Raw genomic sequence first — 12,460 nt, forward strand, 5'->3', positions numbered from 1 at the left:
AGCAATGTTCCTGCGCTGGCCGCGATTGGAACCGAAGAGCAAGCGGAGGTGAGGCAACTAGTCGCGGCCTAAAAAGTTAGAATGAATCCCTCACCAATTAGGTTACGCTACGCAATTTCCCCGGACATCGGGGCACGGCCCCGATCGGAGAGGAGCGATCGACTGAACTTTAACACCAAGAAGATCCGCAACATCGCCAGATCGATGAGCTCCTGGTCCCAATTCAGCTAATGCGCGAAGATAGTCCTTCTCACGCGGAGTCAAACGATCGAAGCGTACTCTAAAAAAACTTTCATCAAGCTTCTTGATAGCCGCGACCGTGGCACGCAACACGACGGCTTTATCGATGGGAGACTTCGCGGCCAGATTCCAGGCTTGATATCCCCATTCTTGAAGGAAATATGGATAACCCTTGGTCTGGCTCATGATCTCTTTGAGAGCATCCTCCGTAAAAGCCACCCCTCCCTTCTTAACAGGATCTAGCACAGCCGCCATTGCGTCGGACGCAGTCAAAGGTCCGATTGCAGGGTATTGAAACAGACGCTCTGCGTAAGACTTGGATCTCCCGGCTAGACCAACGAGCTGCGGAAGACCAGCGGCAACGAGAACGAGAGGCAGTTGCCTTTGCGACACGCGATGAATTGCCATAATAAGCGCGCTCATTTCAGATTCACTCAAATATTGAATTTCATCGATAATGATTGCAATCGCAGTTCTCCGCTCCTTCGCCGCTTCCCCCAATGCAACGAATAGCTCCGACAAATCGGTCTCAAAGTCGCCGGAATCCGCCTTTCCCTTCTCCGGATCCATACTGAGCCCCATCTCAATATCGCCAACCATAACCCTCACTGATCCAATAAAGCTTCGTAGAACGCGAAGTCCCATTTTGACCTTACTGCTGACGCCCTCCATCTTGTCAAATTGGATCAACACTCCACGAAGGGCAGGGATGAGGAGTTCCGGAAGAGACCGGCTCTCTGTAGTCTCAACCAGAACAACGCCGTACTTTTGAGATTCAGCCAAGTCTCGAATACGATTGAGCAGGACCGTTTTACCCACACCGCGCAACCCCACAAGCATCAAGCTTTGTTCATAACGGCCGGCCTTGACTCTACCCAACATAACCTGCGCAAGCGTGAGCAGTTCATCGCGGCCCGCCAGTTCAGGTGGAGGATTTCCAGCTCCGGGAGAAAAAGGATTTTGAAGAGGATCCATTTATATCTAAGTTATCTAATTATACTAAGTTTATAATTTAGTTAGATAACTTACCTATAATTAGAAACCGCTATCGCCCTGGCAAATGGCTCCTATTATTATGACGCGACCCCTTAGGAAATGATGGCCAGGCTCGAGGTGTAGCCATGGACATAATTCTTGTCGCCCACCGGCCCGATCTCGCCCCCGGCGAAAAACCCCGCCAAGGGGATCGGCCCTTTCAAGGCCTGCACGAGGCCGACGTCGTGGTCGGGTTTCTTGTAAAGCCCCTGGCCGCGGCCCGCGCAGTTGACAAGAAATGCTCCCCGCGCGCCCTCTCGCCCGGGCAAACCCTCGAGAATGGCGCGCAGCTCCCTCTCAGAGGCCTCGGCATCGCGCAGTTGGAACTGGAAAGTCTGCCCGACGCGCAGAGCCGATCCTATCATCATGGCTCCGCTCTTGGGATCGAATCCCCCCAGGTTGCGGATCAAGAAGTCGCCCCTCCTGAAGCGAGAGCGGCGCTCGTCCATCAGAAGTCCTGCGAAAAGGGAATGCGCGGCCACGTCCCGATCCTGGGAGGGGACGGACTGCAGGAGTTCGCGCGCGATGTCGAAGGGCGGACGCCCCCCCAACTCGTAGAGGATGCGCCCCTCGGCCTTGGTGATGGTGAGCGGCGTGCCGATCGGGCGGCAGCCCTGGGCCACGGCGGTCGCAAAGCGCACCTCGCCGGAAAGAGCCACTCCCACGCAGCCGCTGGTGTAAAACTCCGAATTAAGCAGAAGCCAGCTCGGTTTTCCCAAGGCCGGGCCCGAGGAAAGTCCCCCGATCACCGGAGCCTTGGGGTAGGCCTCGTTGAAAACCTGAACCAGGTTCTCAATATCGCAGCTCATGGGGTCGGCCAGGGCCAGGAACTTAGGCTTGTCGGTGGGATAGAGATCCAGAAGTTCGAAGAGCTCCGAGGGCTTCTCCACGGCTTGACTCGGCTCGGCCGAAAGATAGAAAGGGGTCAGCTTGGCCCCGGGGAGCCTCATGCCCATCAAGGACACTCCAGGGGATTTCTCCACCTCACGGCTTCCCGCGATAACGCCGACGCCGTTGCAGCCGAGCAGGATCGAGGCTCCCAGGGAGTCCTGGACCATTTTTGGCAAAGCCGAGGGCGCCACGGCGGGATAGAGCTCGGCCACGAACAGGAGGGCGAGGTCGCATCCGCCCCTCAAGTCCTGGCGGACCTTCTCGCAGGCCGCTGCGACGGCTTTTCCCCAGTCCTTGTCCGTGGAAAGAGCGCAGGCAAATTCTTTCCGGGCCATCAGCTTTTGGCCCTGTCCTCGGAGAGCTCGAACATCCGCTCGATGGGGCGCCGGGCCCTCTCCCGGATCTTGGACGGCACGTTGATGCGGTGGCCTGCCGAGGGTTTTTCCATGACTCGAAGCACATGCTCGAGGTCGGTCGCTTTCATGTACGGGCAGAGCCGGCACATGGGCACGAATTTTTTATCGGGGAAGCGCGTGCGGGCCAAATCCCCGAGCCCGCACTCCGTGATGAGCATGTAGGCGGGGGCCTTGGTCTTCTCGACACGGGACATCATGTCGCCCGTGCCCCCGACGAAGTCGACCACGGACACCAGGCCCGGGCTGCACTCCGAATGGGCCAATATTTGGACCCCCGGGTACATTCTGCGGTAGAGCGCGACGGATGCCGCGTCGAAGTTCTCGTGCACGATGCATCGCCCCCGCCAGATCACCATCTCGCTTCCCAGCTCCTTGCCCAGGGCCTTGGCGAGGTTGCGGCCCATCATCTCGTCCGGCAGGAAAATGACCTTGCGGTACTGGTCGTAGAGTTTTCCCAATATCTGGACCGCGTTGGCGCTGGTCACGATGACGTCCGACTCGGCCTTGACCGCGGCCGAGGTGTTGATATAGGACGCGACCGGAGCTCCCGGATGCTCGGTCTTGAGCCTGCGCACGTCCGCGGCCTCGATGCTCTCCGAAAGGGAGCAGCCCGCCTCCAGGGCGGGGAGAAGAACCTCCTTCTCGGGATTGAGGATCTTCGCGGTCTCGGCCATGAAACGCACGCCGCAGAAGACGATCCTCTCGGCCTGGGCCTGTGAGCACAGCTTGGCGAGCTTGTAGGAGTCTCCCACGAAATCCGCGATTCCGTGGATGATTTCCGCCCTTTGATAGACGTGCGCCGCAATCACAGCCTTCTGGGAAGCCTTCAAGGAGTTGATTTTCCAGGTGAGCCGGGCGCAGCGCCCGAGCTCCGCGTCCGAGTAGCCGAGATCGCCCAGGCCTTTGGCGGCCAGGCGGTCCATCTCTTGGTCGAGTTCCTCCCGGGTCGGCTCCGGGGCCGCCGTCATTATAGTCGACATTAAACCTTGATCTCCGGGAAATTGCTGAATATGCCGTCCACCCCAAGCTCCTTGAGGCGGTCGGCGTCCTTCTGCTTGTTGACCGTGTACACCAGAACGTCAAGATTCCTCTTATGGCACTCGCGCAGGCCGCGGACCCCCACCTGCCTCAAATTCATGTGCAGGCTCTCGGCCCCGAGCTCTCCAGCCTGGGCGAAGGCCCTCTTCATGACAGTGGCCCCCAGCAAATACCCGATGCGGACGCCCGGATCAAGTCCCCGCACCTCGTAGAGGGCCTTATGATCGAAGCTCGAAACCACGATCCAGCCATGCGCCCGGCGCCTGCCGATCAAATCAACGACGCGCTTCTCTATGCCCGGATACAAGCGCGAGCCGCTCTTGATCTCCAAATGGAGCTCGGCCTTGCCTTGAGTCAAGTCCAAGACGTCCTCCAGGCGCGGCACGCGCTCGGCGGCAAAGCGCGGGGCAAACCAAGAGCCCACGTCCACCAGGGAGAGCTCCTCCCAGGGAACGGCCCCCACCCGGGCGCGCAGGCCCGCCACGCGCCTCAAATCCTCGTCATGGATCACCACGAGCTCCCCGTCCCGGGTCTGGTGCGCGTCGAGCTCGATGGAGCGGGCCCCCATCTCGAGGGCCAAAGCGAAAGCCGCCATGGTGTTCTCGGGGGCGTGGGCGCTCGCGCCGCGGTGGGCTATCAGGCGCACCGCGAAAGCCTCTCCATGAATCGGTCAAAGACCCGGTCCGGCACCGCCACCCCGAGGGCGCGATTGCGCCCGCTCCCGGGGCCGTGAAAATCCGATCCTCCGGTCGCCAGAAGCCCGCGGCTCTCGGCCAAGGCCGCGTAGCGCGCGGTCTCGCTTGGCGAGTGCAGCGCGTAATACGCCTCTATCCCCTCCAGCCCCTGCTTCATCCAGCCCTCCAGGCTCTCTAAATCCCCGACCGTCTTAGGGTGCGCCAAGCTCGCGAAGCCCCCTGCCTCCCGGATGAGCGAGATGGCCTCCTCGGGGCTCGGCCCCATGGATTCGACATAGCCCGGGCGGCCTTGAGCCAAAAAACGATTAAAGGCCTCTTGCCGGCTCTTCACCCAGCCCTTGCGGATCAAGGCGTCTGCCACGTGAGGCCGCCCCAAGGTCTCGCGGGACGCGGCCCGGACATCCTCGAAGGACAGGGGCACGCCCTGCTTCTGGAGAGCCTCCACGATCCGCCGGGCCCTGAACTCCCGGCGCGAGCGGAACTCCTCCAAGCGCCGGACAAACCCGGGGTCCCGCCAGTTCAGGCCGTAGCCCAGGATGTGGACTCGGTCCGCCAGCCGCGTGTTGATCTCGATGCCGCAGCGTATATTCAAGCCAATGGCACGCCCCGCCGCAAGGGCCTCTGGAAAGCCCGAGACGCTGTCGTGGTCGGTCAGAAAGAATACCTCGAGGGAGGAAGCCTTGGCCTTGGCGACAAGCTCCGCGGGGCTTAATGTCCCGTCCGAGTAGCGGGAGTGGGCGTGGAGATCGAGGCGCTTCAGATGGCGACGACTTCCTTGATCTCGGGAACTTCCTGCCGCACCATGCGCTCGACCCCGCCCTTGAGGGTCATCATGGCGCTGGGGCAGGACCCGCAGGCCCCATGCAGGGATACCTCCACTATTCCCGTGTCTTCGTGAACCTCGACCAAGGAGATGTCTCCCCCGTCCGACTGGATGTAAGGCCGGATTTTCTCGATGACCTTCTCCACCCTTTCCTTAACCGTTGCCATGCGCTCCCTCCGACCGGCCGGAGACGCCGCCCAGCATCAATTCCACCCCATCGCAAGGAGACTTCTCCTCCAAAATCTGGGCCAAGGTGATGCCGTCGAAATAGTCCTCGATGAGGCTGCCCAAGCGGCGCCACACCGGGGATATCCCGCAGTGAGTCTGGCGGTGGCAATCCTTCTGGCCGTGGTCATACTTGTCGCAGACGCTCTCGAAAATCGGACCCTCCACCGCCCGCGCCACCTGCCCCAAGGTGACCTCCGACGGCGGCTGGGCCAGGAAGTAGCCGCCCCTGAGGCCCCGCTGGCTCCGCACCAGACCCGCGCGCTTGAGCCTCAGGAAGAGCTGGTTGATGTAGCCGACCGGTATGTTCTCAGCCTCCGAGAGCTTCTCGGCCGAGAGCGGGGTCTGCCCATGGACGCGGGCAAGGCTCACCATGAGCCTTGCCGCGTACTCCACCGAGCTCGTAATTCTCATATTTTAATAAATTCCAAGGTGGTCCTTGGCTTCCTCGCTCGCCATCACTCGGGGATCCCAATTGGGATTGAAGCTCAAGTCCACGTCCACGTCGCGCACACCGGGAATTTTGGCCAAGGCGCCGTGCACCGAGGCCATCAGCATGGGGCCGTAGGGGCAGGCGGGAGATGTCAGGCTCATGACCACCTTGACCGAGGCCCCGCCCTTCTCCGACTCGCTCACCTGGGCGCCGTAGATGAGCCCCAAATCGACCACGCTTATGTGGATCTCGGGGTCGTTGACGGGCTGGAGGGCCTCGCCGATCTGCTTGAAGGAAATCGAAGGCATGTCCTATTCCACCTCCTGGAATTCGCCGGCCGCAGCCGGGCTCGAAAGGCCTTGAAGCAAGGTGTTCCAAGCCAAAGTGGCGCATTTGACCCTCATGGGATATTTTCGAACGCCTTCCAACGCCGCCAGGGCTTCGAGCTCTGTCGGGAGGAGCTTCCGCTCCGACCCGGAGAGCATCATCTCCTTAAAAATTCCCACCAACTCCCTAGCCCTGGAGAGACTACTCCCTTCCAGGGCCTCCGCCATCATGGCCGAGGAGGCCTGGCTGATCACGCAGCCGTGGCCCTGGTAGCGGATAGCCTGAATGCTCCCTTGCGGGCCCAAGCGCAGCGTGATCTCGACCTCGTCGCCGCAGACCGGATTGATCCCGTGGGAATGGCAGTCCGCCGGCTCCACCTTGCCCTTGCGGGAGGCGCTCCGGAAGTAATCCAGGAGCACGTCCCGGTAAAGGTCCTGCAGCTCCGCGTCTCCCTCGGCCATGGTCTATACCGCCGTCGTCTTTTTAAAGAATTCCCGGGTCTTGCGCAAGGCCGGGCCCAGCTTCTCCACTTCCGCGAGCGTATTATAAAGGTAGAAACTGGCGCGCGCCGTGCCTGCGACCTTCAAGCGCATCATGAGAGGCTGGCAGCAGTGGTGCCCGGCCCGGATGGCGATGCCGTCCAAATCGAAGGAGGTTCCGACGTCATGGGGGTGGAGTCCCTCGATGTTGAAGGAAACGACCCCGCCCCTCGCCTCGACATCGGCGGGGCCGTAGACAGCGACCTCGGGCTCCGCTCTGAAAATCTCGAGGGCCCGGCGAGTGAGGGCTTTTTCATGCTCGCGAACCGCCATGAGCCCGACCGCGCTCAAATAGTCCAAGGCCGCTCCGAAGGCGACGGCATCGGCGATGTTCGGGGTCCCTGCCTCGAACTTATGGGGCAGGACGTTGGGGGTGAAGCGCTCGAGGAATACCCGCTGGATCATGTCCCCGCCTCCGAGAAAGGGCGGCATGGCATCGAGGAGCTCCTCCCTGCCGTAGAGCACGCCGATTCCGGTCGGGCCCAGCATCTTGTGCGCGGAAAAAGCGAGGAAATCGCAGTCCCAGCGGCTCACGTCCGTGGGAAGATGGGGAGTCCACTGAGAGGCGTCCACTAAAGTCTTGGCCCCGGCCTGCTTGGCGAGTGAAATCAGCCTCTCGACCGGGTTCAACGTGCCCAAGGCGTTGGAGGCGGCCGTGAAGGCGACGAGCTTGGTCTTGGGGCTCACCAGACGCGAAGCGGTGTCCATATCCAAGGTCCCCTCGGCGGTGACCGGGATGAAGCGCAGGCGCACCCCTTTCTCCTGGGCCAGCATCTGCCAGGGCACGAGGTTGGAATGGTGCTCCATCTCGGTCAGGAGTATCTCGTCCTGGGCGGCTAGGAATTTCCGGCCCCAGGAGTGCGCGACCAGGTTGATGGCTTCGGTGGCGTTGCGCGTGAAAATGACTTGGGATGGCTTGGGAGCCCTTATAAAGGAAGCGGCCTTGGTCCGGGACTCCTCGACGAGCTGGGTCGCCTCGTCGGAGAGGGTATGCACGCCGCGGTGGATGTTGGCGTTGTGATTCTCGTAAAAGCCGATTAGGGCCTCGAGCACCTGTCGCGGCTTTTGGGTGGTGGCCGCGTTGTCGAAATACACCAGGGGCTTGCCGCGCACCAGGCGCGAGAGAATGGGAAAATCCTTGCGCAGATCCTTCATCAGCCCGCCTCCACCAGTATATCCTCCCCTTCCACCCGCACGGGAAATGTCCTCACGGGAACCACGGCCGGCATGCGCGTGACCGCCCCGGTCCTGACGTCAAAGCGCGCCCCATGCCGCGGGCATTCCACCTCGCAGCCGCGCAAAGTTCCCTCGCCCAAGGGCCCGTCGTCGTGGGTGCATACGTCCTCGACCGCGTAGAAACGGCCCTCCACGTTGCAGAGGGCGATGCGCAGCCGCCCGGCCTCCACGACGCGCATGCTCCCGGCTGGGATATCAGAAACGCTCGCGACTTTCGCAAATCCCATGGCTACTCCTTCCTCAAAAGCCTCTGGGCCATGCGCGACTCCAGGCGCGCGCCGATCTCGGGACTCGGGATTTTGGCCAAAACCGGGGCGAAAAAGCCCATCACCAGCATCTGCTCGGCCTCCTCGACGGAAAGCCCGCGGGAAGCCATGTAGAACAGGTCATCCGCGTTCAGAGGCCCCGCCGTGGCCCCGTGCTTGCAGCGCACCGCGTCGGTCAGGATCTCCAAGAGCGGCGTGGTGTCGGCCCGGGCCTCGGAGGAGAGCAGGAGATTGTGGTTGGCCTGGTAGGCGTCGCACTCGACCGCGCCTTCCTCCACGCGAATGAGACCCGTGTAGATCGAGCGCGCCCGGCCCATGAGCACCGAGTCGAAAAGGAGGTTGCTCTGCGTGTTCGGGGCGGCATGCCTTTGCGAGGAATGAAAATCGAAAACCTGTTCCTTGGATCCCAGGATGGCGCCGTTGAGCTCCGTCCTGGCTCCGGCCTCTTGGAGATCGACCTCCAGACGGCTCTTGTGGACGCGGCCGCCCAATAAAATCGAGCCGTGCTGGAGGCTCGCCTGGCTCTTGAGCTCGCAGCGCTGGCTCCAGAAATGAACGTCATCGGCGCCCACGTCCTGCAGGTAGAAGTATCGGGCCTCGGCCCCGGGGCCGAGGGCTAAATGGGAGAAGGCAATCGAGGAGCCCGAGGACTGTGCCGCTCCCGCGGCACGGTGTTCCTCTATGATCGTGGCCGAGCTGCCCTCCTCGAGAACCGCGACCACGCGCGGGAAGGCGAATCCCCTCCCATATGAGAAGCAGAGATGCAGGGGCTGGGCGACCTGGACGCCCTTGGCCACGTGCACGAAGGCCCCCCGGCTCCACAGGGCGCGGCTGGCGAGCTCGAATTTGCGGTAAGCCGGCGACGCTTGGACGTCAAGCCCCCGGCGCGCCAGCGCCCCGAAGCGCTCGTCTCTTAAAGCTTCCTCGAGGGGAAGCATTGAGACGCCTTGGGACGAGTTCCGTGCCTCCAAAGTCAGGCCCGCGCCGTCCGGCATGGGCGCCTTCAAGCGGGCCAGGCTCCACTCGGAAAAACGAGTGCGCCGCCATTCCTCCACGGTCCTGGCGGGCTCCGGCTCCTTGAGGAACGCCTCGAAGGCCTCGAGCTTGGCCGAAAGGATCGAATCCTGCGCGGGGGCTTGGGAGCTCATCCGACGGAACCCTCCATCTCCAGCTGGATCAGGCGGTTAAGCTCCACTGCGTACTCGAGGGGAAGCTCGCGCGTGAACTGCTCGAAAAATCCGTTGACCACCAAGGTCACGGCCTCGGTTTCCTTGAGCCCCCGGCTCATCAGATAGAAAAGCTGCTCCTCGCCGATCTTGGAGACCGAGGCCTCGTGCTCCACGGCCACGCGTTGGCTGTCGATTTCCATGGTAGGGTAGGTGTCGGAGCGGGACTTATCGTCCAAGAGGAGGGCGTCGCAGCGCACGTTGACCTTTACGTCGTGGGCTTGGGGATGGACCTTGACCAGGCCCCGGTAGCTGGCCCGGCCCCCGTCCTTGGAGATGGACTTGGAGACGATGGTCCCGGAGGTGTAGGGGGCGGCGAACACGAGCTTGGCCCCCGCGTCCTGGTGCTGGCCGGCGCCGGCCATGGCGCAGGAAAGGATGTCGCCCCGCGCCCCCTTGCCCACCAGGTACACGCCCGGGTATTTCATGGTGAGCTTGGAGCCGAGGTTGCCGTCCACCCACTCCACGATGGAGTCCTGCTGGGCCACGGCGCGCTTGGTCACGAGGTTGAAGACGTTGTTGGACCAGTTCTGAATGGTCGTGTAGCGGATGTGGGAGCCGGGCATGGCCACGAGCTCCACCACCGCCGAGTGCAGGGAATCCGAGGCGTAGTTGGGAGCCGTGCAGCCCTCGATGTAGTGAACCTTGGAGCCCTCCTCGGCGATGATGAGGGTCCTCTCGAACTGTCCCGCGTTCTTGGCGTTGATGCGGAAGTAAGCCTGGAGAGGCATGGTCACCTGCGCCCCCTTGGGGACGTAGACGAAAGACCCGCCGGACCAGACCGCGGTGTTCAAGGCCGCGAATTTGTTGTCCGAGGCCGGGATCACGGTGCCAAAATAGCGCTTGATGACGTCGGGGAACTCGCGCAGGCCGGCGTCCATATCGAGAAAGATCACTCCCTGCTTTTGAAGCTCCTCGTTGATACGGTGGTAGACGGCCTCGGAGTCGTATTGGGCCGTGACCCCTGCCAGGAACTTGCGCTCGGCCTCGGGAATGCCCAGCTTCTCGAAGGTATTTTTGATGTTCTCCGGGACCATTTCCCAGCTGGTCTCGGCCTTCTCGGTGGGCTTCAAATAGTAGTAGATGTCGTCGAAGCGGATCTGGCTCAGGAAAGCGGTGTCTCCCCAGTTGGGCATGGGCTTGCCCATGAAAAAGCGGTAGCCCTCCATGCGCTTCTCCAGCATCCACTCCGGCTCCTTCTTCATCCAGGATATCTGCTGGACGGTTTTCTCGCTCAAGCCCTGCTCGGACTTAAACAGCAGCTTCTCCTCGTCGTGAAAGCCGTATTTGTAGTCGGATTTTATGTCGTTGAGGTTGTCCTTTCTCATGAAAGCGCCGCCTTGCCCTGGAGCCACTCATAGCCCTTCTTCTCGAGCTCCTCGGCGAGCTCCGGCCCTCCGGACTGAACGATGCGTCCTTCCATGAATACATGGACGAAATGGGGCTTGACGTACCGCAGGATGCGCTGGTAGTGGGTTACCAAGAGAATGGCGTTCTGCGGGCCGGAAGACTTGTTGATGCCGTTGGCCACTATCCTCAAGGCGTCTATGTCGAGCCCGGAATCCGTCTCGTCGAGCACGGCCAAGGCGGGGGCCAGGCACGCCATCTGTAGGATCTCGAGGCGCTTCTTCTCGCCGCCCGAAAATCCATCATTGACATAACGGGTGGCGAACTTCTCATCCATCTCGAGGAGAGACATCTTCTCGCGCAAAGTCTTGCGGAACTCCCGGATCCCTTGCTCGGAGCCCAGCACGGACTTCATGGCGGTGCGGATGAAGTTAGCCACAGTTACACCGGGGAGAGCATGCGGGTATTGAAAGCCTAGGAAAATACCCTTGCGGGCCCTCTCATAGGGAGCAAGCCCGGCGATGTCTTCGCTTTGGTAAAGAATTTGCCCGCTCTTGACCTCGTACTTGGGGTGGCCCATGATCACATGGGACAAGGTGCTCTTGCCCGAGCCGTTGGGGCCCATCAAGGCGTGCACCTCTCCTTTCTCGAGCTTCAAGGAAACCCCCTTTAAAATGGGCTTTCCCTTGATCTCGGCGTGCAAATCCCGCACTTCCAGCAAAGGGGCCATAATTCTCCTATGTTTTACTAAGGAATAAGCCGACAACTAGGAGTATAACATTGTTGACTATTTTAGTCAAGTTAACGGCGTCGAGGCGCCTCTACCGACTTCGCGGAAGGAGGCCCGAGTCCTGAATGGCTTTGCGGAGCTTGTCCGTCAACTGACTGAAGCTCCTTCTAGTCCTGATGGCGGATTCCAGCCTTTCTATGCGTTCCCGGGTGGAAGGATGGTCGTATGCGTAGCTGGACAAGGGGTTTTTGTCAGTGGGATCTTTCACAAAACGGGAGGCTCTCTTCAGCGCCCTCGGCGCCGCCATCGGATCGTAACCCGCGCGTTCCAGCAAAGTCAGGCTCATAAAGTCGGCCTCGAGTTCCTGGGCTCGGGACAAAGGAAGCGACACGGACATGGCGAAGAGACTAGAATAGAGGGCATCCATGGTGGGATAATTCAACGGGTTGCCTCCCGAGGCCACAGTCATGAGCGCTGGGGCGTATTGGCTTAGCTCTATCTTCCGCAGCTCCGCCCCAGCCTTCTCGAGAGGATGATGAGCCAACACATGGCTCACCTCATGGGCCAGGATCGCGGCCATGCCAGACTCGTCCTGGGCGATGGGCAGAATACCCTCGAATATGACGATTTGCCGACCCGGATACGTCATAACGTTCGGGGCGCCCCTGCCCTCGCAGCTCTCCACGAGATACGTCGTCCACAGGCGAGGGTCCTCCCCGGCGGCCAACAAAATCCTCAAGCCCGCCTTCCCGGTCAGCTGGAACAATTTTTGGCTCCCGCTCGGCCGGCAGGAGGAGATGATGCCCTGAACGCGCGGGCCCATAATAGCGTCGAACACGCTCTGTGACATGGGCAGCCGCTGTTTGCGTCCCGTGATGGGCACGGTCGCCTCCACGCTGATATCCATGTCCTGGGCGCGTCCGGGCCCCACCCCTAGGACGAGCACGATCGCGGCCAAAACGCCTCTTATTCTCGCCATGCAATAATGATAGG

The 12,460-nt window shown here is 61.4% G+C and carries 15 protein-coding genes; all 15 read right to left on the minus strand.

Annotated features, from left to right (window positions below):
• Positions 1–102: 102 nt before the first annotated feature.
• The 15 genes from HY921_10745 to HY921_10815 all read right to left on the minus strand — a co-directional run bounded on the left by HY921_10745 (position 103) and on the right by HY921_10815 (position 12,446).
• Positions 103–1,215, minus strand: a complete 1,113-nt coding sequence (locus tag HY921_10745) for an AAA family ATPase (GenBank protein MBI5631346.1) — start codon at positions 1,213–1,215, stop codon at positions 103–105.
• A gap of 113 nt (positions 1,216–1,328) precedes the next feature.
• Positions 1,329–2,501, minus strand: a complete 1,173-nt coding sequence (locus tag HY921_10750; protein MBI5631347.1) for an FIST C-terminal domain-containing protein — start codon at positions 2,499–2,501, stop codon at positions 1,329–1,331.
• A complete protein-coding gene (nadA, locus tag HY921_10755) occupies positions 2,501–3,550 on the minus strand; it encodes a quinolinate synthase NadA (protein MBI5631348.1) in 1,050 nt (349 codons plus the stop codon). Before nadA ends, HY921_10750 begins: the two co-directional genes overlap by 1 nt.
• Positions 3,551–3,561: 11 nt before the next feature.
• Positions 3,562–4,266: a glycerophosphodiester phosphodiesterase gene (locus tag HY921_10760; GenBank protein ID MBI5631349.1), complete on the minus strand. Its 705-nt coding sequence runs from the start codon at positions 4,264–4,266 to the stop codon at positions 3,562–3,564.
• A complete protein-coding gene (locus tag HY921_10765; GenBank protein MBI5631350.1) occupies positions 4,257–5,186 on the minus strand; it encodes a PHP domain-containing protein in 930 nt (309 codons plus the stop codon). Before HY921_10765 ends, HY921_10760 begins: the two co-directional genes overlap by 10 nt.
• Complete coding sequence (locus HY921_10770; GenBank protein ID MBI5631351.1) at positions 5,072–5,305, minus strand: NifU family protein; 234 nt, start codon at positions 5,303–5,305, stop codon at positions 5,072–5,074. The genes HY921_10765 and HY921_10770 overlap by 115 nt, the downstream gene beginning before the upstream one ends.
• Complete coding sequence (locus tag HY921_10775) at positions 5,292–5,777, minus strand: Rrf2 family transcriptional regulator (GenBank protein MBI5631352.1); 486 nt, start codon at positions 5,775–5,777, stop codon at positions 5,292–5,294. The genes HY921_10770 and HY921_10775 overlap by 14 nt, the downstream gene beginning before the upstream one ends.
• Positions 5,778–5,780: 3 nt before the next feature.
• On the minus strand, positions 5,781–6,104 hold the full coding sequence (locus tag HY921_10780) for a metal-sulfur cluster assembly factor (protein ID MBI5631353.1): 324 nt from the start codon (positions 6,102–6,104) through the stop codon (positions 5,781–5,783).
• 3 nt (positions 6,105–6,107) lie between these two features.
• A complete protein-coding gene (locus HY921_10785; GenBank protein ID MBI5631354.1) occupies positions 6,108–6,584 on the minus strand; it encodes an SUF system NifU family Fe-S cluster assembly protein in 477 nt (158 codons plus the stop codon).
• Positions 6,585–6,587: 3 nt separating this feature from the next.
• A complete protein-coding gene (locus HY921_10790) occupies positions 6,588–7,817 on the minus strand; it encodes a cysteine desulfurase (GenBank protein MBI5631355.1) in 1,230 nt (409 codons plus the stop codon).
• The gene (locus HY921_10795; GenBank protein MBI5631356.1) at positions 7,817–8,125 is read right to left on the minus strand and encodes a non-heme iron oxygenase ferredoxin subunit; all 309 of its coding nucleotides are present in this window, start codon (positions 8,123–8,125) and stop codon (positions 7,817–7,819) included. The genes HY921_10790 and HY921_10795 overlap by 1 nt, the downstream gene beginning before the upstream one ends.
• Before the next feature lie 2 nt (positions 8,126–8,127).
• Positions 8,128–9,312, minus strand: a complete 1,185-nt coding sequence (gene sufD, locus HY921_10800) for a Fe-S cluster assembly protein SufD (GenBank protein ID MBI5631357.1) — start codon at positions 9,310–9,312, stop codon at positions 8,128–8,130.
• Positions 9,309–10,718, minus strand: a complete 1,410-nt coding sequence (gene sufB / locus HY921_10805; GenBank protein ID MBI5631358.1) for a Fe-S cluster assembly protein SufB — start codon at positions 10,716–10,718, stop codon at positions 9,309–9,311. Before sufB ends, sufD begins: the two co-directional genes overlap by 4 nt.
• The gene (gene sufC / locus HY921_10810; protein MBI5631359.1) at positions 10,715–11,467 is read right to left on the minus strand and encodes a Fe-S cluster assembly ATPase SufC; all 753 of its coding nucleotides are present in this window, start codon (positions 11,465–11,467) and stop codon (positions 10,715–10,717) included. Before sufC ends, sufB begins: the two co-directional genes overlap by 4 nt.
• Before the next feature lie 91 nt (positions 11,468–11,558).
• On the minus strand, positions 11,559–12,446 hold the full coding sequence (locus HY921_10815; GenBank protein MBI5631360.1) for a M48 family metallopeptidase: 888 nt from the start codon (positions 12,444–12,446) through the stop codon (positions 11,559–11,561).
• Positions 12,447–12,460 lie beyond the last annotated feature (14 nt).

The organism is Elusimicrobiota bacterium (assembly GCA_016218575.1).
GTDB lineage: Bacteria > Elusimicrobiota > Elusimicrobia > UBA1565 > UBA9628 > JACRDN01.